General features: G+C 34.2%; 16 protein-coding genes. 7 read left to right on the forward strand and 9 right to left on the reverse strand.

Features of this window, described 5'->3' with window-relative positions:
• Positions 1-10: 10 nt before the first annotated feature.
• From RSE15_RS09435 to RSE15_RS09470, 8 genes are all read right to left on the reverse strand, one after another.
• Positions 11-2,392, reverse strand: a complete 2,382-nt coding sequence (locus RSE15_RS09435) for a TonB-dependent receptor domain-containing protein (RefSeq protein ID WP_324067953.1) — start codon at positions 2,390-2,392, stop codon at positions 11-13.
• A 64-nt stretch (positions 2,393-2,456) separates the two neighbouring features.
• On the reverse strand, positions 2,457-2,765 hold the full coding sequence (locus RSE15_RS09440; protein WP_324067955.1) for a hypothetical protein: 309 nt from the start codon (positions 2,763-2,765) through the stop codon (positions 2,457-2,459).
• Between the two features lie 203 nt (positions 2,766-2,968).
• Positions 2,969-3,958 (reverse strand): aspartate-semialdehyde dehydrogenase, encoded by a 990-nt coding sequence (locus tag RSE15_RS09445; RefSeq protein ID WP_324067957.1) that lies wholly within the window; start codon positions 3,956-3,958, stop codon positions 2,969-2,971.
• A 219-nt stretch (positions 3,959-4,177) separates the two neighbouring features.
• Entirely contained in the window at positions 4,178-4,447 is a 270-nt protein-coding gene (locus RSE15_RS09450) for an STAS-like domain-containing protein (RefSeq protein WP_324067959.1), read from the reverse strand.
• 72 nt (positions 4,448-4,519) lie between these two features.
• On the reverse strand, positions 4,520-5,410 hold the full coding sequence (locus tag RSE15_RS09455) for an ATP-binding protein (RefSeq protein ID WP_324067960.1): 891 nt from the start codon (positions 5,408-5,410) through the stop codon (positions 4,520-4,522).
• Between the two features lie 136 nt (positions 5,411-5,546).
• Positions 5,547-5,924: a large conductance mechanosensitive channel protein MscL gene (gene mscL / locus RSE15_RS09460; protein WP_324067962.1), complete on the reverse strand. Its 378-nt coding sequence runs from the start codon at positions 5,922-5,924 to the stop codon at positions 5,547-5,549.
• Between the two features lie 67 nt (positions 5,925-5,991).
• Positions 5,992-8,436 carry a bifunctional UDP-N-acetylmuramoyl-tripeptide:D-alanyl-D-alanine ligase/alanine racemase gene (locus RSE15_RS09465; protein WP_324067964.1) on the reverse strand — a complete coding sequence of 815 codons (2,445 nt, stop codon included), beginning with the start codon at positions 8,434-8,436 and terminating at the stop codon, positions 5,992-5,994.
• Between the two features lies 1 nt (position 8,437).
• Positions 8,438-9,034, reverse strand: coding sequence for a thymidine kinase (locus RSE15_RS09470; RefSeq protein ID WP_324067966.1), 597 nt, complete (start codon positions 9,032-9,034; stop codon positions 8,438-8,440).
• Between the two features lie 101 nt (positions 9,035-9,135).
• Here RSE15_RS09470 and RSE15_RS09475 point away from each other — a divergent pair, with 101 nt between their 5' ends.
• The 6 genes from RSE15_RS09475 (at position 9,136) to RSE15_RS09500 (ending at position 15,624) form a co-directional block, all read left to right on the forward strand.
• Positions 9,136-10,131, forward strand: a complete 996-nt coding sequence (locus tag RSE15_RS09475; protein WP_324067968.1) for a DUF8457 domain-containing protein — start codon at positions 9,136-9,138, stop codon at positions 10,129-10,131.
• A gap of 242 nt (positions 10,132-10,373) precedes the next feature.
• A complete protein-coding gene (rsmI, locus tag RSE15_RS09480) occupies positions 10,374-11,045 on the forward strand; it encodes a 16S rRNA (cytidine(1402)-2'-O)-methyltransferase (protein WP_324067970.1) in 672 nt (223 codons plus the stop codon).
• Positions 11,046-11,096: 51 nt separating this feature from the next.
• Positions 11,097-11,981, forward strand: coding sequence for a restriction endonuclease (locus RSE15_RS09485; protein ID WP_324067972.1), 885 nt, complete (start codon positions 11,097-11,099; stop codon positions 11,979-11,981).
• A gap of 27 nt (positions 11,982-12,008) precedes the next feature.
• The gene (locus RSE15_RS09490; protein ID WP_324067974.1) at positions 12,009-12,434 is read left to right on the forward strand and encodes an OsmC family protein; all 426 of its coding nucleotides are present in this window, start codon (positions 12,009-12,011) and stop codon (positions 12,432-12,434) included.
• Positions 12,435-12,604: 170 nt separating this feature from the next.
• Positions 12,605-14,293, forward strand: a complete 1,689-nt coding sequence (gene recJ / locus RSE15_RS09495) for a single-stranded-DNA-specific exonuclease RecJ (protein WP_324067976.1) — start codon at positions 12,605-12,607, stop codon at positions 14,291-14,293.
• A gap of 134 nt (positions 14,294-14,427) precedes the next feature.
• Positions 14,428-15,624, forward strand: a complete 1,197-nt coding sequence (locus RSE15_RS09500) for an MFS transporter (RefSeq protein WP_416380771.1) — start codon at positions 14,428-14,430, stop codon at positions 15,622-15,624.
• On the opposite strand, the gene RSE15_RS09505 is transcribed toward RSE15_RS09500, so the two are convergent.
• Positions 15,621-16,310, reverse strand: coding sequence for a UDP-2,3-diacylglucosamine diphosphatase (locus RSE15_RS09505; protein WP_324070445.1), 690 nt, complete (start codon positions 16,308-16,310; stop codon positions 15,621-15,623). The genes RSE15_RS09500 and RSE15_RS09505 overlap by 4 nt on opposite strands.
• Positions 16,311-16,525: 215 nt before the next feature.
• On the opposite strand from RSE15_RS09505, the gene RSE15_RS09510 reads away from it, so the two are divergent.
• On the forward strand, positions 16,526-22,816 hold the full coding sequence (locus RSE15_RS09510) for a T9SS type B sorting domain-containing protein (protein ID WP_324067981.1): 6,291 nt from the start codon (positions 16,526-16,528) through the stop codon (positions 22,814-22,816).
• The last annotated feature ends 4 nt before the right edge of the window (positions 22,817-22,820 follow it).

Raw genomic sequence — 22,820 nt, forward strand, 5'->3', positions numbered from 1 at the left:
AAATTGTGTTTTAATAATTAAATTTTAATTGAATTTGAATATTTCTACCCATTTCGTCTACAAAAAAACGTTGACGATTTAGGTAATCTGGATACGTTGTGTTTCCAATGTTTTGAACACTAAAAGATGTGGTTAAACTATTTTTTTTATTGATTTTAAAAGTCATTTCGCTGTAAAAATGTAATAAATGGTAACCTTTTGGAGGGGAACTAATATCAACCAAAACAGGGGTTAATGCATTATTCACAATTATATTCGTTTCAAAGTTATAATTTGGGAAATGGTTTTGTCTGAAAACTAGTTCGCTTTTTAATTCGGCAACTAAATTGAACCAAGATTCATTTTTATATTGAATTTTGTTATTGATTACAAATGGTGGCATGTCTATTAAATACTTATCAGTACTTAGATTTTGTCCATTTACATAAGCTAATCCTAATTCGTGCGAAAAATGATTAGAGATAGTCCATTTGGTATTAACATCGAAACCTGTCAACAAAGCTTCTGTTTGTTTGAATTCCCAAACTGGAAAAGCGCCACGAATGGTAGTTTCAAAACCAATAGGTTGCAAATAAATAAAGTTTGAAATTCGATTAATAAACGGATTAAGTTGCACTTGAAATAATTTCCAATCTTTCTTAAAAGTGGTATTGAATTTATACGCTTGCTCTTTTTCTAATCGTAAATCACCTAATTCAATTTGACCAGTTGAATGATGTAATCCATCGCTAAATAATTCAGACGGATTTGGATTTCGCGAAGCCAGACTTACATTCACCAGCCATTCCATTTCATGATGCAATTGCTTTTTAAATCCAATATTTGCCGTAAAATTATGATAATCAAAAGTAGGTTTTGTAAGCCATTGATTGCCTTCGTCACCCACAATAAAATGAGAAAATTCAGCATCATAGCCACGTTCAATCCATCTTGATTTCAAATAATATTTTGTTGCTTCGATAGTCGAAAAATCATAACGAATTCCCGATTCTAACGAAGTCGCATTGTCGAATTTATAAACGGCAATTCCGTACAAGCCAGCATCCAATTTTTCATAACTTGGAATTAGTGGACGAACACCTGTTTCTGGATTGGCAAAATTATTTTGATAGCCCAAATTCAATCCCGATTTCAATCGCCAATTTCCAATAACCGTTTTATAATCGGCTAAAAAAGTGTGGGTTGCTAATTGTAAATCTAAAGCAGCTTTTTTAGTTGTAGTACTCGTTCTTCGAACATCAAATTCTAAACGATTGTTGAATTGAAAAGCATATTGCAAATCTATTGAAGTGTTTTCACTAAGCCATCTTTGGAAATTTATTTTAGCTAAATGGTGTTGTACTTCTTGTTTTGGTGCATCAATCGAATAACTAAAAGGTTCAATAACACTTGGTTGTTGGTTGTTGATGGAATTGTATAAATCGTTTACATTTCCAATATGCGAAGCTTTAATGATGCCAATTTGTGCATTGTAAAAACTATACATCGCATTGAAATTATACTTTTCTTTGGCAAAACGAATGCCTCCTGAAAAATTTTGTTCGCGATTTCCCGAATTTGACAACACATAATCAGGCGTTTCTCTATCTCCTAAATATTTGAAAGTTCCTAAAGCATTCCAACTCCAACCATAGCGATTGCCTTTTTGAAGACTTGAACTCAAGCTTCCGCCCATTCCGTTTGTGGCTAAGTTGAGAATTGTTTTTCCAACTAAAGTATCTTTTTTAATCACTTCAGGTTCGATGACAACAATTCCGCCAATCGCATCACCACCATATTGCAAAGCAGAAGCGCCTTTAATCACCGTGATTTTTCCAGCTGTATTGATATCAAAATTAGGTGCGTGTTCCGTTCCCCACTGTTGGTCTTCTAATCGAACATTATTGTTAATGATAGGCACACGACTACTATGTAAACCATTAATTACAGGTTTAACAATAGTACTTCCGGTTTTTAAAATGGAAACACCAGAAACTTCTTTCAAAGCTTCACCCAAGGTTTGATTGCTAAATTTTTCAATGGTAGCGCTTTTCAAAACTTGTTCGTTACTACTTTCGCTTTTTGAATTTGAAAGTTGTTGAATAGTAATATCCTCTAATTTGGTAACATCTAATTTCAATTGACGATTGATAGTTAAATCGGTTGAAATTTCGATAGTTTCAGCAATAGCATGATAACCTATAAACGAAATATAGAGTTTCTGTTTTCCTTTTGGAATGTCTGATAAAACATAACTTCCATTAACATCCGTAGAAGTAGTTTTATTAGCAATGTGTACGTGAGCATCTCTTAGTGGTAAGCCATTTTCATCCGAAATAACACCCGTAATTGTAACTTGAGCGTATCCGAAAAAGCCAACCAAAAAGAAAAATAATATCGATATGAATCGCATTTCTTTTAGTTTAAATGAAACAACAACGTATCATTATTTTTGATAATGATGTCGTAATATATTTTTAAACTAAAGCTGGTGGACCACGAAGGTAGAACGAATTTCCTTCAAACGTAATGCTAGTTTCATTACTATTAAATTGATAGGGAATTTCGTAAAACGAAGGAATAAAATTAAAATGTAAAACTTCTGGTGAAAGAAAAGCCACGAATTTGAAGTCACAAACAGGACAATCTTCACTTTCGCTAACTGTTTTTTCAGAAGTTTTTAAAGTCAAATGATGCGAATCATCACAACATTCTGTTTTCAGATGGTGTTCGTGCGAAAAAGTATGCACCGATTGGTAGCACACAGCAAATAGTACTGCGAGCATCAAGCCAATGTTTGTATAAAGTATTTTCTTTTTCACAACCACAAAGATACTGCTTTTAAAGTAAAGCAAAAAAACAAACCACGAATTAACGAATTTTTAAGTTTTGATGACTTATTCGCTAGTTCGTGGTTATTTGTTTTTCGACGGATTAAAGGATTCAAAAGGATTTAATTTGTGTAAATCTGTGTAATCTGTGGCTAAAATTATACTAAATGATTTGCAACCAAATATTCCGCAATTTGAACGGTATTGGTTGCAGCACCTTTTCTCAAGTTATCAGCCACAATCCACATATTTAAGGTGTTAGCTTGGCTTTCATCTCTTCTGATTCTACCTACAAAAATATCATCTTTTCCTTGTGCATAAATGGGCATTGGATAGGTGTAAGTATCTAAATTGTCTTGAACCGTAACACCAGGTGTATTTTGTAAAATTTGACGCACTTCGTTCACATCAAAATCGTTTTCAAACTGAATGTTTACCGCTTCACTATGTCCGCCAACGACTGGAATACGAATGGCAGTTGCTGTTACGGCAATGGTGTTGTCGTTTAAGATTTTTTGAGTTTCGCGCACCAATTTCATTTCTTCTTTGGTGTAACCGTTTTCTTCAAAACTATCACATTGTGGAATCGCATTTCGGTGAATAGGGTATTTATACGCCATTTCATCTTGAATGCCTGCATATTCGTTTTCTAACTGACGCACGGCTTTTACTCCTGTTCCCGTAATGGATTGGTAAGTAGAAACTACAATACGTTTGATGTCATATTTAGCATGTAAAGGCGCTAGAGCCATTACCATTTGAATCGTAGAACAGTTTGGATTCGCAATAATTTTGTCTTCTTTAGTTAAAATCGAAGCATTGATTTCAGGAACGACTAATTTCTTAGTAGCATCCATTCGCCAAGCAGAAGAATTATCGATTACGGTTGTTCCTGCAGCAGCAAATTTTGGAGCCCATTCTAAAGAAGTTTCTCCACCTGCCGAAAACAAAGCAATCTCAGGTTTCATATCTACAGCGGTTTGTAAACCTACTACTTTATAGGTGTTACCTTTCCATTCGATTTCTTTCCCAACTGATTTTTCAGAAGCAACTGGAATTAACTCGGTTACAGGAAAATTACGTTCTGCTAATACTTGAAGCATTATTTCGCCTACCATTCCGGTAGCGCCAACTATGGCTACTTTCATTTTGATGTGTGTTATTTAATGATGCAAAAATATAGAATATTCAAACGACTTAGCAAATATTGATGAAAATATAACAAAAGTTTTGATTTGTAACGGGATTTTATCAAATTGAAGTTATTTGGAGTTTTTGTGTCATTTGCAGAGATAGCACAACGATTAGGATTCTTAGGAATAAAAAAAGCAATCTGTTAAGATTGCTTTTCATTTATTATTTAAATTCTAAAGAGCTGAAATAATTACTCTTTGGATAAAATCATTCGTGTTTATAAAAGCGATTTTTTGTCTAAAAGTTTCAGTTGAGATGGCTTCTCTTAATTTGCCAAAACATTCGTTAGCAAAAGAGTTTGTTATTACATCTACATCTTGAAAATCTAAAAAAACTTTGTCGTTTTTTTCAACCTCTTCTTGTATAGATACGCGAATTCTAGCTCCCAAATCGCGAGTGCCTAAGCTAGTGCCTATTTTTTTAAATTGAATTGTTTGTGACATTTTTTGCTCTTTTATGGTGCAAAGATATATAAATTTATATAAAATATACTTAATAATATGTTATTAAACTAATTAAGATTCATTATCTCCAAATAGCATATCAAATAAATGTTCTTTTTGGTCATAATGTCGATCAGTAAATAATTTATAATCAACAACTACATTAGTGTTTATTCTAAGATATACACAAGTACCTTGCCAATGTTTAATATCTATTACTTTAGATTCATATTCATTAACATCAAGTTTTTTATTTCCAGATATAATACTTAGCCATCCTTTGTTTTCAGAAGCAAATAAGGAAGTCGCATACAAACCATGCCCTTGACCTCTTCCGTTAGTGATACCACTTACAATACAATTTTGTAATGCTTCTTCTTCTGTGAAATTGTATTTTTCATTAAGTGCTTTACAAATTCCTATGCCGTGATCAGCAACCATTAATCTGATTTGATTAAGATTTCCAAAATATTGAGCAACAACCCAACCTTGCTTTTCTTTTGAATGGTTTAGAATATTATCAAGCACTTCATTTAAACAATAATCAAGACAAGTAAAAACATCATCATCAATTACACTTTTTTCTCGAAGTACTTTCATTATTCTGTTTTGAACGTCTATTTGGTTTTCAGAATTATAAGTTTGAATCTCTACAAAACTATAATCTTTTTCATTTGCTTCAATTTTTGGTAAATCAATTTTTAGATTTCTGAAAAAATCCATTTTCAGTAAATATTGATAAATTGATTTTGATTTGTCTAATTTGATTTTGCCATGTACTTCATGTCCTTTGCTCTCAATATACTTAATGGAGCAAAGTAAAAGTAGAGCATAATCAGGATATAAAAAAACACAATTACTAAAATCTATGATTAAATTAGTATTTGGTTTTTCAAGATAAAAATTAACAAAATTATTACAAGCTTCCAATGTGTTTTCATGGGAGATTGCTAAATATTCCATTTTTAAATTATACTCATTCATTTTTCAAATTTATAGAATATTTTATTATGAATATGAATTTTTGTGAATTGTTTCCGCCAAAAAAATACCCCGACGAATCGGGGTTTAATTAGAATATATAATGTAGCGGTATTGACTATTTTTTCAATAAATCTCTAATTTCAGCTAACAATTGCTCTTGTGTTGGTCCTGCTGGAGCCGCTGGAGCTGGTTCCTGTTTTTTCTTCATGCTGTTCATTGCTTTTACCAATAAAAAGATAACAAAGGCAATAACTAAGAAACTAATAACAGCTGCTAAAAATTTACCATATAAAATACCACCATCGGTTTTTAATCCGGCTAAATCTTCAACTTGAGCTGCTTTTAAGGCAGGGTTTAATAAGGCAGGTGTTATTACATCCGAAACCAAAGAGTTTACAATCGCTCCAAACGAAGCACCAACAATTACTCCTACAGCTAAGTCCATTGCATTACCTTTAGCAATAAAATCTTTAAATTCTGAAATCATTCCCATACTTTTTATTTTTTAAGAGTTAGTTTTAATTTTAGTATAACGAAAATACAAAATTTAAAATAGTTTGTTAATTTTTATAGAAAATTCGCTTTACACGTTGCGAAATCCCAGTCAGAATTTCATAGGGAATCGTGCCAATAACACTTGCTATTTCGGTTACTTTTGGGTTTTTTCCAAACACAATCACTTCATCTCCAGTTTTGCAAGAAATATTCGTAACATCTACCATCATCATGTCCATACAAATCGAACCTAAGATGGTCGCTTTTTGATTATTGATGATGACAAATCCTTTTTCATTGCCCCAAGCTCTTCGAATGCCATCGGCATAGCCAATTGGAATCGTAGCAACTTTCATTTTTTGAGTCACTCGAAATCTTCGGCTGTAACCAATGCTTTCTTCGGCTGAAACTTCTCTTATTTGAGAAATGATTGTTTTTAAAGTGCTCACATTTTCCAACACTTTCAATTCTTGTTCCGAATTTCCAATCCCATACAAACCAATGCCTAATCGCACCATTTCCATCTGTTTTTCCGAATAATTGAAAATTCCAGAAGTGTTTAAAATATGGCGAATCGGTTTTGAAGGCAATACGTTCTCTAATTCCGAATACATCGCATCAAAGCGTTGAAATTGCAATTTTGTAAAATCGTCGAATTGTAAATCATCACTTGCGGCTAAATGCGAAAACACACTTTTTACTTTAATAAAATTGTTATTTTTTAATAACGAACACAATTCGTCTATCAAATGCGGTTCAAATCCTAAGCGATGCATTCCTGTATCCAATTTAATATGAATCGGGTAGTGGGAAATATTTTGGTGTTGGGCAATTTTCACAAAAGCTTGTAAACCCGTAATCGAATAAATTTCAGGCTCTAAATTATAAGCAATCATGGCTCTAAAACTATTGTTTTCAGGATTTAAAACCATAATTGGAGTCGTAATTCCGGCTTTTCGTAATTCGATGCCTTCATCGGCAAACGCAACACCTAAATAATCGACTTTATGATGCTCGAGCAATTTCGCAATTTCATAACCACCATTTCCGTAGCCAAACGCTTTTACCATCACCATAATTTTGGTGTCGTGCTTCAGTTTGGATTTGTAGAAATTCAGATTGTAACTAATCGCATCAAGATTAATTTCTAATATGGTTTCGTGATTTTTTTCTTCCAACAAAACCACAATTTCATGAAAGTTGAAACCACGTGCGCCTTTCACTAAGATGGTTTCGTTTTGAAACGATTGCGTATTGAATTGTTGTAAAAATTCTTGCGTAGTGGCAAACGAAATCACATTGGGTAAATCGTTCAATTGTTTTCCAATGGTTTCGCCAATGGTTATAATGCGCTCGATTTTATTTTTCGAAAGTAATTGTTTTACCTGATTGTAAAGCGTTTCAATAGCACCACCACTCGTAAAAATATCGGATAAAATAATTGTTTTTTTATCGTGTAATTTTTGTTGTTCTAAGAAATCTAACGCAATTTTCAAGGATTGATAATCCACAGAATAACTGTCATCGATTACCAAACAATTATTGATGCCTTTTATGGCTTGAAGTCTTAATTCTACAGGATATAATTCCGCAACTCGATGTTGTATAAACGTAATTTCTTCGCCTAAAAACAACATGAAATTCACGCAAGTAATTACATTTTCAATCGAATTTTCATCCGAAAACGGAATAATTACACTAAAAGTATTGGTTGTATTTTTGAAAGTTAATTCGGTTTTTCCATTTTCATTTTTCTTCGAAACGAAAAGATTGACACTTTCATCAGAAAAACTCCAAGTATGTTTTTGACTATTTTCTGGAAGTAAAGCTTCAATTTCGCTATTCTTTTCCAAGAAAATATCAGAACAATTTTCAAAAAGTTGGATTTTCTCTTTGATTTTGGCTTCGCGATTCGCAAAACCTTCATCGTGAACCGAACCAATATTCGTTAAAATGCCATATTTCGGTTGAATGATGTGCTCTAGATTCGACATTTCATTGGGTAACGAAATTCCCGCTTCAAAAATTCCTAAATCGTAATTGCCTTCAATGGCTAAGATAGATAGCGGAACTCCAACTTGCGAATTATAACTTTTTGGATTTCGAACAATCAAATGATTTGGACTCAACAAAAAATTCAACCATTCTTTTACGATGGTTTTTCCGTTGCTTCCGGTAATTCCCACAAATGGAAAATCGAATTGTTTTCGATAGCCAATCGCAGTTTGTTGTAATGCGTTTAACGAATTTTCAACGATAATGAAATTCGCTTTTTCGTATAAATGTTCCGGAATATATTCGACAACAAAATAGCGAACGCCTTTTGCAATCAACTCTTCCAAATACAAATGTGCATCGTGATTTTGTCCTTTGATAGCGAAAAACAAAGTGTTACTTCCGTTTTGCAACGAACGGCTGTCTATGGAAATATGACTTGCAGTAAACTCAGTCGAATTTCCGTGAAAAACGCCTTTACAAAACGAAATAATATGGGTGATATTGAGATTCAAATTACTCTTTTTCTTCTTTATGTTCGCGAAAGGCTCTGTAGTATGCGGCACGGCTCAAAGGTTCATATTCTTCGGTTTCGCCTAGCATGACTAGTTTTTCATCATTCGATTTTCTAAAACTATAATGGGCCAAATTTCCCGTGCGCGTACAAATAGCGTGTACTTTGGTTACATATTCGGCTGTAGCCATAAGCGCAGGCATTGGTCCAAAAGGGTTTCCTTTAAAATCCATATCCAATCCGGCAACAATCACTCGAATTCCAGAGTTGGCTAAATCATTACAAACGGCAACAATTTCTTCATCGAAAAATTGGGCTTCGTCAATACCAACGACATCGCAACCTTGTGCTAAAATTCGAATGTTTTCAGCAACAGGAACGGGTGTAGAACGAATTTCATTTTTATTGTGCGAAACCACCATTTCGTCGTCATATCTTGTGTCGACAGCCGGTTTAAAGATTTCTACTTTTTGTTTAGCAAACTGAGCGCGTTTTAAGCGGCGAATCAATTCTTCGGTTTTACCCGAAAACATGGAGCCACAAATTACTTCAATCCAGCCAAATTGTTCTTGTTGATTTACGGTATTTTCGAGAAACATTTTGTATCTTTCGTACGTTAAAAATTATTTTCTGCTACCTTTGTAAGCAAAACAAAATTATTAAAAAACTATCGATATATTCAATTCCATCTAATAAAGTTATGAAGAAAAGAGTAACCGCTGAATTAATCAGTATTGCCCACCGAATTTTAAAGTTAAAAAACCATTCAGAAACGCTTAAATTACAGCAAGAAGCTAAAAATTTGTACGATCAATTGACGATTTTACGCTTTTATGAAGAGAATTTCGAAATGGTTAAAAATGAAATTTCGGAAGAAGTTTTGGTTGAAAAATTAGAAGGGAAGCCAACCGAAGTTTTTGATGCGCCAATTCAGGATAAAGTTGTTGAAACTTCAGAGGCAGTTCACGTAGATGTTGCTCCAGCAGTAGAAGAAGTTGTTGCTGAATCTATTGTGGAAGAAAAAGTTGTAATTGCAGAATTAGTTGTAGAAGATGATGAGGAGGAGGAAGAAGTTTTGATGATTCCAATGGAAGAAGAACCAATTGAGGAAGAAATAATTGAAGAAGAGCCAATTGCTGATTCCGAAGCTTCGGAACCAAAAGCAGAAGAACCTGTAGCAAAACAAATTTCTTTTGAAGATTTATTGGTACACGATTACCAAGAATTGGATTTTGTAAAAGTAGAAGACGTTCCTGTTGAGGTTGAAAAAGCAAACGAAACTATTTTTGATTCCGAAACTTCGGAAGTAACTCCACCAGTGAAAGACGTAAAAGAAGAGGTTCAGCCAGAACCTGTAGTTGCTGATTCTGAAACTTCGGAACCAAAAGTACTAGAAGAAGAAGTAAAAGCTACGATTGAAAAAGTAGTACATGAACCAAAAATAAGTTCATTAAACGATCGATTGAATAAAACAATTTCTTTTGGTTTGAATGATAGAATTGGATTTGAGAAAAAATTATTTGGAGGAAGTTCAGATGATTTCAACCGTGTAATTTCGCAATTGAATACGTTTGATAGTTTTGAAGAAGCAAAATCGTTTGTTTTAGATTTCGTAAAACCAGATTATAACAATTGGGAAGGCTGCGAAGAATTCGAAACACGTTTCATGGAAATTGTGGAGAAAAAGTTTAGTTAATTTTAGTCGCAGTCACAGTTTTCAGTCTCAGACTCTTTTTGGTGATTCGTTCTAATTCGTGAAATTTCTGTTTTTACACAGAGATGCACCGAGTTTTTTTGAAGTAGATTCTTTTAAGAGAGATACACAGAGCGATTTCGTTTGTACAAACTTTTATGAGCTTTTTCATTTTAAGTAATTCACTTTGAAAAACTTATATGTTTAAAAAATTCGAATTAATTCGTGTTTATAAATAATTTTAAATGAGTAAATTATATATCGTTCCAACGCCAATTGGCAATTTAGAAGACATGACTTTTCGTGCTATTAAAGTACTAAAAGAAGTCGATTTAATTTTAGCAGAAGACACGCGTACCAGCGGAAAATTGCTAAAGCACTTCGAAATTGCAACGCACATGCACAGCCACCACATGCACAACGAACACAAAACCGTTGAAAATTTGGTGAAGCGTTTACAAGCAGGCGAAACCATTGCTTTAATCAGTGATGCAGGAACTCCAGCCATTTCCGACCCAGGATTTTTGCTTACACGCGCTTGTGTGGAAAACGGAATTGATGTGGAATGTTTACCAGGCGCAACTGCTTTTGTGCCGGCATTGGTAAATAGCGGTTTACCCAATGATAAATTCGTATTCGAAGGATTTTTACCCGATAAAAAAGGAAGACAAACCCGATTTTTAGCCTTACAAGAAGAATATCGTACGATGATTTTCTATGTATCGCCACACAAATTAAACAAAACCTTAGCCGAATTTGTCCAATATTTCGGAGCCGACAGACCTGTTTCTGTTTCTCGAGAATTATCCAAATTACACGAAGAAACCGTAAGAGGAACAGCAGAAGAAGTCTTAAAACACTTTGAAGCAAAACCCGCTAAAGGTGAAATTGTTGTGGTTGTGGGTGGGAAGAAATAGTGTTCAGTGTTCAGATTTTAGTGAGCAGTTATAAATTTCATAAAATAACAAATGACAGATAAAAGAAAAAAATCAACTCAAGCAGAATTTACTAAATGGTTCGGTCCACTTTTGAATGCTTTGAGAGAACTTGGAGGTTCAGGTAGACCAAAAGAAGTTGTTGAAGAAATTGCAAAAGCTGAAAAAATTAAAGATTCTCAAAGAGAAGAGGTTGTGAAATCTGGTATTTTAAGATTTGATAATCAAGTTGCTTGGGCGCGACAATATTTGGTTTGGGAAGGTTTACTTGATAATTCACAAAAAGGTGTTTGGACATTATCTTCAAAAGGACAAGAGACTTTTTTAACCCAAGATGATGCAAGAACAATTTTTTTAAAATGGGTTGAAATCCATCAGAAAGCAAAAAAACATAAATCGTCTAAAGATAAAATTGTACAAACTCAAGAGCAAGAAGAACCAGAAGAGTTAGATAATGAAATAACACCGACTTTATTGGAAGTGTTGCAAAGTGTTTCTCCAATCGGATTTGAACATGTTTGTAAAAGACTTTTAAGAGAACATGGTTTTGAGAATGTTCACGTGACTCAAGCTTCACACGATGGTGGAATTGATGGATATGGGACATTAGAGTTAAATCCTTTTGTAAGTATGAAAGTTTTATTTCAATGCAAAAGATATAAAGGAACTGTTTCGAGAGCTCAGATTGGAGATTTTAGAAATGCTATGATTGGTAGAGCAGATAAAGGAATTATATTGACTACGGGGACATTTTCTGAAGACGCAAAAAGAGAAGCTTCAAGAGACGGAGCGCCACCGATTGAGCTGATAGATGGAAAGAAATTAGTTAAACTTTTTGAAAAAGCTGAATTAGGTGTTAAACCTAAAATTGTTTATGAAGTAGACTATAATTTCTTTGAAACTTATATGAAAAAATAAGAAAGTTTATTTTTGAAACAAAAAAACATGGAAACACACAACATAACCACTACCTGGAAAGGTAATATGCAATTTGAGTCCACAAATCCAAGTGGCGATGTCATTTCAATTGATGCTGGTCCTGAAAATGGAGGCGAAGGAAAAGGCTTGCGTCCAAAAGCGTTGATGTTATCAGCTTTGGCTGGTTGCACTGGTTTAGACGTCGCTTCTTTACTAGAAAAAATGAAGTTAGACGTCGCCGATTTCAAAATTGAAACATCAGGTGAACTAACCGAAGAACATCCAAAAACGTATCACAAAGTAAAAGTAGATTACCATTTTTATGGCAACAATTTAGACGAGAAAAAGCTAGAAAAAGCCGTGAATTTATCGGTAGAAAAATATTGTGGTGTGATGGAAATGTTCCGTCAATTTGCAAAAGTTGAGGTGGCGATTTTTTATCATAAACAATAAATTTTTGCCAAGGATTACAGGATTACTACGGATTTAATCCTTATAATCTGTGCAATCTGTGGCTAAAATAAAAAATATTTATACCTTTGTCATTCAATTATATAAGCCAAAATAACAGAGTTCAAACTAACATTCTGAATTCTAATTTCTAAATTCTAATTTTTAAAACTATGCGTTGGAATCCAAAATCTAAGCCAAATCTAGAAAAAGTACAAGCCATTCAAAGTGCTCTTCAAGTCGATGCAATCATCGCAAAATTATTAGTTCAGCGAGGCATTGAAACCTTCGAACAAGCCAAAACCTTTTTTCGTCCCACTTTAGCCGATTTGCATAATCCGTATCTGATGAAAGATATGGACAAAGCTGTTGGGCGAATTGAAAAAGCGATTGCTAAAAATGAAAATATCTTAATTTTTGGTGACTATGATGTCGATGGAACAACTGCTGTTTCTTTAGTTTCGAGTTATTTACGTAGTTTTTATCCCAATGTTGCGACCTATATTCCCGATAGATATGCAGAAGGTTACGGCATTTCTTATATGGGAATTGACTATGCCGAAGACAACGATATTTCCTTAATTATCGCATTGGATTGTGGTATCAAATCGATTGATCATGTCAATTATGCCAAAGCAAAAAACATCGATTTTATTATTTGCGACCATCACCGACCAGGCGATATTTTACCCGATGCGGTTGCAGTTTTAGATCCAAAACGAGACGATTGTTCGTATCCGTATGATGAATTATGCGGTTGCGGTGTTGGGTTCAAATTGATTCAGGCTTTAGCCGAAAACAGAAACCAAACCATTGATGATTTAGTATTGTATTTAGATTTAGTAGCAACAGCAATTGCAGCAGATATTGTTCCGATTACGGGTGAAAATCGGGTATTGGCAAAATTTGGATTGGAAGTCATTAATTCCAATCCGCGACCAGGAATTAAGGCTTTGATTCAAAATGTAAAGAAGAAAGTCTTGACAATTACTGATGTTGTTTTCATCATTGCACCAAGAATCAATGCGGCAGGAAGAATCAAACACGGAAACGAAGCCGTTGCTTTATTAACCGAATATGATTTAGAACAAGCGGAGCAATTTGCCTCCGAAATCGAGCAACATAATTCCGATAGAAAAGAATTAGACAAACAAATTACCAAAGAAGCTTTACTCCAAATTGAAGAAAATAACGAGCAAAACCGATTTTCAACGGTTGTATATCAAGAAAATTGGCACAAAGGGGTTATCGGAATTGTGGCTTCACGATTGGTTGAAAATTATTATCGTCCAACCATTGTTTTTACAAAAAGTGGAGAAAAATTAGCGGCTTCAGCCCGTTCAGTGAAAGATTTCGACGTATATAATGCCTTGGAAGCTTGTGCGGAACATTTGGAACAATTCGGTGGCCACATGTATGCGGCTGGAATGACACTTTTGGAAGAAAACTACGAAAATTTCAAAAATGCCTTCGAAAAAATAGTCCAAGAAACCATTCATCCCGATTTATTAATTCCTGAAATTTCATACGATGCCGAAATCGAATTGTCAGAACTTAATCCAAAGTTAATGCGTCTTTTGAGGCAATTTGAACCTTTCGGACCTCAAAATATGACACCGCTATTTCTTGCAAAAGAACTTACGGATTCCGGTTATGCTAAAACGTTAGGTGCAGATAACGAACATTTAAAAGCATTTGTAAAACAAGGTAATTCAGAAAATTTTGGAGCAATTGGTTTTGGATTGGGAAATAAATTAGATGTAGTTTCTCATAAAAATAAATTTGATGCTATTTTTTCATTGGAAGAAAATGAATGGAAAGATACTGTAACTTTGCAACTGCAATTACGCGATATTAGATAAAGTGTTTAGTGTTCAGTATCGAGTGTTCAGTTTATATTTTTTGAAAAATTAATTAGAGTGCATTCGTGGCATCAAAATCTAAAAAAGACCCTTTTTCTTCCTTACGAATTCCCGAATTTCGCTGGTTTTTAGCCATGCGATTGTTTATTGTATTGGCTTGGTCGATGCAATTTGTGTTGATTGAATGGGAAGTGTATCGCATGACAAAAGATCCATTATCACTAGGTTTAATTGGGTTAATGGAGATTATTCCGGCGATAAGTATGGCTTTGTTTGCTGGACACATTGTAGATCAAAACGAAAAGAGAGGTTTGTTGATTAAATGTTTTTCAGGATTAGCAGCAATTAGTGCTTTGCTATGTTTGTTGGTGCATCCCAATTTTATAGCTTCTTATTCACAAAACACAATTTTTTACGGCATTTATGCTTTAGTTTTTGTGGGCGGCATCATTCGTGCTTTTTTAATTCCGTCTGTTTTTAGTTTATTGGGATTAATTATTCCTAAAAAAGAACAACCAAACGCAGCGACATGGAGCAGTTCTACTTGGCAAGTTGCGGCAGTAATCGGACCGGCATTAGCAGGATTTGCAATTGGTTGGGTTGGCGTGTTTTGGTCGTTGGTTTTTGTGGTTTTTTGTGTTGTAATAGCTCTAATCGTACTGACACAAATTGAAAGAAAACCTATTTTAAATCCAAAAATAGGCGAACCGATTTTCAAAAGTTTGAAAGAAGGATTGTCGTTTGTATTTCATTCAAAACCTATTTTGAATGCGATTTCGCTTGATATGTTTGCTGTTTTATTTGGAGGAGCGGTAGCCTTATTGCCTATTTTTGCGCAAGATATTTTAAAAGTGGGTTCAGAAGGTTTCGGAATTTTGAGAGCAGCACCAGCTATTGGTGGGTTGATTACGATGTTAGTGGCTACCTCTATTCCGTTACATCAAAAAGCAGGTAAAAATTTGTTGTTAGCCGTTTTCGGATTTGGGGTTTGTATTATCATTTTCGGATTATCGACCAACTTTTGGTTATCCGTTGTAGCTTTATTTTTGAGTGGCGTTACCGATGGAATTTCTGTCGTAATTCGACAAACTATTCTTCAAATTTACACTCCTGACCATATGCGCGGACGTGTGTCTTCTGTGAATTCGATTTTTGTGGGTTCGTCTAATGAATTAGGTGCTTTTGAAAGCGGTTTAGCATCCAAAATTATGGGAGTAGTTCCAGCAGTTGTTTTTGGTGGTATGATGACTTTAGGAATTGTGGGAGTTACCGCCGTAGCCTCGCCAAAATTCAGAGAATTAGATATCGAAAAAGATTTAGAAACAATTTAGTTTTTGAATTCTTTCAATTCCATTTTTTCTCCATCAAAAACTCCATAAGTGAAGTAGCCAATCCAATCGCCTAAATTAATGTATTTTGAATCTGGTGTTAATTCAATTTCTAAAGGCAAATGACGGTGACCAAAAACAAAGAAATTGTATAGTTTTGTTTCTAACTTTCGTTTGCAATATTGTACTAACCATTCATTGTCTTCGCCTAAATATTTTACATCTTCGGCTCCAGAAATCAATTTGTTTTTTACGGATAAATATTGAGCCAATTTTACACCAATATCGGGATGCAACCAACGAAATAACCATTTTGAAAACGGATTGGTAAACACTTTTTTCATGCGTTTGTAACCCATATCGCCTGGGCCTTTTCCATCGCCGTGACCAATCAAAAATGTTTTTCCATTAAATGTGAATTCTTGATTATCATGATAAACAGGAATGTTTAGTTCTTTTTGGAAATAATCGCTCATCCATAAGTCATGATTTCCTACAAAAAAATAGATTGGAATGCCAGAATCTTTAATTTCTGCCAATTTTCCCAAAACCCTTATGAATCCCTTTGGGACAACAGTTTTGTACTCAAACCAAAAGTCGAATAAATCACCTAAAAGAAAAATTGCATCGGCATCTTTTTTTATTTCATCTAGCCAATTAATAAATTTTTGTTCCCTAGGGAAACTCATTTTTGGCGTTGGAGCTCCAAAATGTTGATCGGATGCAAAATAGATTTTTGAGTTTATTTTCAAAGTTATTTGTTTATTTTACAAATATACATAAATTATATAATGGTAAAAAATGCATTTTATCGATAAAAAATGCATTTTATCGATATTAAGTTTTTAGGTTAATTTATTATGTAACTTTGGATAATTAATCAAACCATAACTATAAAATAACAATGAAAAAATTATTACTTTTTTTCATGTCGTTTTTTACTTTTTTTGCCTTTGGACAATTGTCCGAAGAATTTGAAAGTGCGACTTTCCCCCCTACTGGTTGGGTGGTAACAGATAACGGCATTGGAACTGTTCAATCATGGGGTAGAAATACAATACTTCCTAATCAATGGACTATTGGCGTAGCCTCAGCTATGTCAACACGTGAAGGGAGTATCCCTGGTCTTGCACAAGATTGGTTGATTACACCGCAAGTTACAGTGCCGGCAAATGGACAAGTGCGATTTTTTGCTCGATCAGTTTCTGGTGGAGAACAAGGTAGTGTTTATAAAGTATTATTGTCAACTACTGATCAGAATATCGCTTCATTTACAACTACTTTAGCAACGTACACAGAGTTACAAATTAACGAAACAGGATTTCAACAATTTTTCGTTTTGTTAGATGCCTATGCCAATCAAAATGTGCATATTGCTTTTGTTCATGAAGTTACAGGGGGGTTAGGAGATCGTTGGATATTAGATAAGGTTAAAGTTGATAGACAATGTCTACAGCCAGCTAATTTATTAGTTTCAGCTATAGGTGATACTTCTGTTAATTTAAGTTGGAGCAACCCAACAGGTGCCTCTCAATGGGAAGTTGAATATGGGGCAGTTGGTTTTACTCCTGGAACAGGTGCTGGTACAATTGTTACAGGGATTACTACAAATAATTCTTATACCTTAACTGGTCTTACTGCTGCTACATCTTATGATTTTTATGTAAGAGCTATTTGTGGTCAAGACAATATAAGTCCTTTATCTGAATCAGGAACTTTTACAACAGGATTGTGTGCAGCCTCTCAACGATGTGATTTTATTTTTAGAATGACAGATTCATGGGGTGATGGATGGAATGGAAATACTATGACAATTAGACAGTTTGGTCAAACAATAGCAACTATAGGAGGAACTTTTACTGCAGGTGCAGGCCCTGTAAATGTAACGGTAGCATTATGTAGTAACCAACCTTTTGAATTGTTTTGGAATACTGGAGGAACTTTTCCTGGAGAAGTTGGTGTTTCTATAGTTGATCCTTTGGGGGTTCAAATTTATAATAAGCCTTTTAATTCAGGTACTCAAGGTACGGTTTTATATACTGGTCCAGCTTCATGTACACCACCAACTTGTCCAGCCCCTACTAATATTGTTGTAAGTGGTATAACAATTGATTCAGGAACTGTTACATGGACAGATAATGCAGGTGCTACACAATGGGAAGTTATTATTCAGCCTGCCGGAACTGGATATCCGCCAATTGGAGCAACACCAACTGCAACAGTAGGTACTCCATCATATAGTTTTTCAGGATATCCATCTGCAACTTCTTTTGAAGTATATGTTAGAGCTATATGTAGTCTAACAGATTCAAGTATTTGGGCAGGCCCTAAAAATTTTGCAACTTTAATTTCAAATGACGAATGTGCAGCAGCAATAAATGTTCCCGTGAATATTGGAACGGCTTGTATTAATTCTGTTACAGGTACTGTTTTAGGAGCAACACCTTCTCCTAATCCTAATGGATGTGCTGGAAATGACGATGATGATGTTTGGTTTCAATTTACGGCTACGGAAGGAACACATAATATTACGCTTGTAAACGTTGCAGGAAGCACAACAGATTTGTATCATGTTGTATATTCTGGTTCATGTGGGGCGTTAACGCAATTGTACTGTAGTGATAATAATAGTAGTATAGCTACAAATTTAACTCCAGGTCAAACCTATTATATTAGAGTATATACTTTTACAGGAACTGCTGGTCAAAATACTACTTTCACTATGTGTGTTGGTACTCCAGTAGATTGTTCTGACGCATCTGCATTTTGTGGAGAAACTGGTTTAGTTTACACGAATTCAGTAGGTGTTCCAAGTTATGGTTCAATAGGTTGTTTAAGTACTTCTCCAAATCCATCATGGTATTTCATGCAAGTAAGTCAGACTGGAAATTTAAATTTCCAAATTTCACAAACTAATAATGCAACAGGTAATGGCATAGATGTAGATTATATTATTTGGGGACCTTTTACTCCAGCTGAATTTGCTGCATCATGTAATGATTTGCATGATTTTCCTGACGGAAATACTACTATACCAAATAATATAGCGTCTTGTAGTTATTCTTTTGTTTCTGTTGAAAATTTCACTATCAATAACGCTCAACTTAATGATATTTATATTGTGTTAATTACAAACTTTAGTAATCAACCAGGTACAGTTACATTTACGCAAACAAATTTAAACGGAACTGGAGCTGGTTCTACGAATTGTGATATTGTTTGTACTAATAACATAGGTACAAATCAAGTACTTTGTGCTGATTCTTATCAAATAGTTTCTACTAATACAACTGCTGATGCTTATCAATGGTTCTTTAATGGTGTTTTAATTCCTGGAGAAACACTAAGCACTTTGACGGTATATCAATCAGGAACATATAAATGTAGAATTACATGTGGAATTAATACTATAGATGATGAAATTGTTGTTACACTTAATGATACAATTGTACCAACTTTTTCTACTCCTGGTGCAATCTGTTTAGGTGCTGCAAATATTCCATTGAGTACTACATCATTAAACGGAGTTACAGGACAATGGGCTTTAGCTGGAAATCCAGTTACGCAAATTAGTACCGCTACTGCAGGAACATTTTTATATGTGTTTACTCCTACAGTTGCTACTTTCCCATGTTCACCAACTTTCGAAATGAATGTTGAAATAATAGCGACATGTACTTTTAATTCATTTGCAACAGCAGTATGGGTTGAAAACTGTACAAACACTGCTACCGATGGAGCTTTCTATAATGTAACGGGTGTAGGTACAGATTTAATAGGTGCTAGTGGAAATATATTCCCAAATAGTAATTTAGGAACATATGTTCAAAACTCAGGGAATCTTATCCTTAGAGGTGCTGAATTAAAATCTTTTAAAACACCTACTTCAAATGTTTGTAGTGCGAGATTAAATTATAGAATTTATCAAGCAAGTACTGCTCCAGGTCCTTTTACAATTTTAAATTTACCATTTTTTGATAATTGTGTTGCAGGAAATTTTGCATCAGGAGGAACTTGTAATGCAGGAGATCAGAAATGGCAAGAAGTATTAGGTGATTCAGAATCGCCATTAGATTTAACTTTATTAGCTCCAGGAAATTATGTAGTTGAATTATATTTTGATTTAACTGGAGATAATAATAGTACTACAGATTGTGATGATACAATTTTAGTCAATAATGGTGGTGTAAATTATATTGCGAATTTTACAATTCAAGCATCGCCAATTTTTACGTCTACAAATGAACAATGTGGTAGCTCTAATGCAACAATAACAGTCTCTGGATTTGTTCCTGGAACAACTTATTCAGTTACATATACTGATAATTCAGTTGTTGTTGGCCCAATAAATTATATTGCTAATTCAAATGGTCAAATCATTTTATCAGGTTTAAATACGGGAACGTATGCTAATTTCAGCTTCCTAATTAATGGTTGTACTATTTTAGTTCCAACTCCAGTTGTCATTACAAATTTCTCTCCTTCAATTACTCAAGTTACTTCAAATACTGAAATTTGTGTTGGAGCGAATGCTGTATTTACAATTGAAGGTTCTCCAAATTTTAATGTAACTTATACAATAAATGGAGGAGTTCCTCAAACAACTACATTAAATACAAGTGGATTGGCAACAGTCACTATTAATACACCAGCTGCAGGAAACGTTGTGATGCAATTAATTAATATTTTTAATACTTCATGTTCAATACCTGTTAGTAATTCATCATCTGTTTTAGTAAATGCTTTACCAACGGCTACTTTATCAGTAGTAGATACTAATATTTGTCTTGGAGTAGGTAATGCTGAGTTCATTATTACAGGGACACCTAATGCTTTAGTTTCTTACAATGTAAATGGTGGTGTACCAGAAACAATTACTATTGGTGCATTAGGAACTGTTACATTATCGATGAACTTACCAACTTCAAATGTTACAGTAACATTAACGGGTGTAAATTTAGGGATTTGTAGTAATGTTATCAATGGTCAAACAGGAACAGTTGTTGTAACTTCTATTCCGGTTCCAGTTATAAACATAACTCAGAACCCTGTTTGTTCAAATCAAACAGCTGCATTCACAGTTACTTCTCCTGTTAATAATCAGTTGAATATTCCAACGAATTTATTCATTTCTGAGATAACTGATGCTCAATCAGGTTCTTTAACTTATGTTGAAATTTATAACGGAACAGGTGCTCCAATAGATTTAGCAAACTATAGATTGAAAATTTATACTTCTACAACTGGAGCCCCTGCTTGTAATTTATTATTAAGTGGTATTTTGGCTAACAATGATGTAGTTGTTGTTAAATTAAGTAATAGCCCTAATCAAGGGGGTATTGTTCCTGACTTAACTTTTACTACTTGTGCTGGGGTTAATAACAATGATAGTATTGTTTTAACAACTAGTACTGATGTTGAAGTTGATATTTGGGGAGTAAATGGTGTTGTTTTTACCCCAGCAGGTGGAGTTGGATACAATTATAGAAGAAATACTAATGCAGTACTACCAACTATGACTTGGAATCCTGCTGATTGGCAAGTAATCGATTGGACAAATACTGCACCTAATTTACCTGATTATTCTAATGTTGGAATTTATACTCTATATGTTTCAAATTATGAGTATACATTAAGTAATGGTGTTACATCTTCAACTCAATCTAGTGTTAATTTTAGTAATGTGGCTCCAGGAACATACTCCTTAGTTGCATTAGATTTAATGACAGGTTGTTCTTCTAGTCCATTGACATTCACAATTAATATACCGCTGCCAACTGAAACGCCAACAATCACATCAATTGCTGCAGATTGTTTATCAGATGGAAGTTCAATTATATCAAATTATAGTGCATCTAATACCTATGCATTTACACCAGCAGGTCCGACAGTAGGAGTTGCAGGGATAATATCTGGCATGACAGTTGGAACAAGTTATACGGTAACAGCAACTAATAGTGGATGTACTTCATTAGCATCAGCGAGTTTTAGTAATGCTGCACAATTACCACCACCATCAACACCAACAATCGCATCAATTACTGCAGATTGTTCTTCAGATGGAAGTTCAACTATATCAAATTATAACGCATCTAGCACCTATACATTTTTACCAGTAGGCCCAACAGTAGGAGCAACAGGTTTAATATCAGGCATGACAGTTGGTACAAGTTATACAGTAACAGCAACAAATGGCGGATGTACTTCAGTAGCATCAGCAAGTTTTAGTAATGCTGCACAATTACCAACACCAGCAGTACCATCTATCACATCGGTTGCAGCTAGTTGTTCTGCTGCAGGAAGTTCAGCTATATCAAATTATAGCGCTTCTAATACCTATACATTTATACCAGCTGGACCAAATGTAGGGGCGTCAGGCGTAATATCAGGTATGACAGTTGGAACAAGTTACACGGTAACAGCAACAAATGGTAGTTGTACTTCAATTGCATCAGCAAGTTTTAGCAATGCTGCACAATTACCAACACCTGCAATACCAAATATTGTATCGGTTGCAGCTAGTTGTTCATCAGATGGAAGTTCAACTATAACAAATTATAGTGCATCAAATACATACATATTTATACCGGTAGGTCCAACAGTAGGAGCGGCAGGCGTAATATCTGGCATGACAGTTGGAACAAGTTATACAGTAACAGCAACTAATGGTGGATGTACTTCATTAACATCAGCAAGTTTTAGCAATGGTGCACAATTATTATCGCCTTCTATATCAATCACTCATGGATGTAATGGAGTGAATTATGAATTAAATGTATCAGAAACTTTAAATGCGACATATCAATGGTTTAATAGTAATGGTGATTTATTAGGCTCAACTTCTACTATAGTTGTTACAAGTTCTGATACTTACGAAATTCAAGTTACTTTAAATGGTTGTATGACAAGCGATTTTGTAACAATTAACAATATATTTTGTTTAATTCCAAATGGTATTTCTCCTAATAACGATGGAGATAATGATATATGGGATTTATCTGGTTATGATGTTAGCAAAGTTGAGATATTTAACAGATATGGTACTAAAGTTTATAGTAAATCAAATTATTCTAATGAATGGTATGGACAGTCTGATAGCGGAAATGAATTACCAGATGGTACATACTATTATGTAATTGAATTTAATGGTTTACCTGCTAAAACAGGTTGGGTATATATTAATAGACAGCAATAATAAA

The organism is Flavobacterium sp. (assembly GCF_035195345.1).
In the GTDB taxonomy this organism is placed as follows: Bacteria; Bacteroidota; Bacteroidia; order Flavobacteriales; family Flavobacteriaceae; genus Flavobacterium.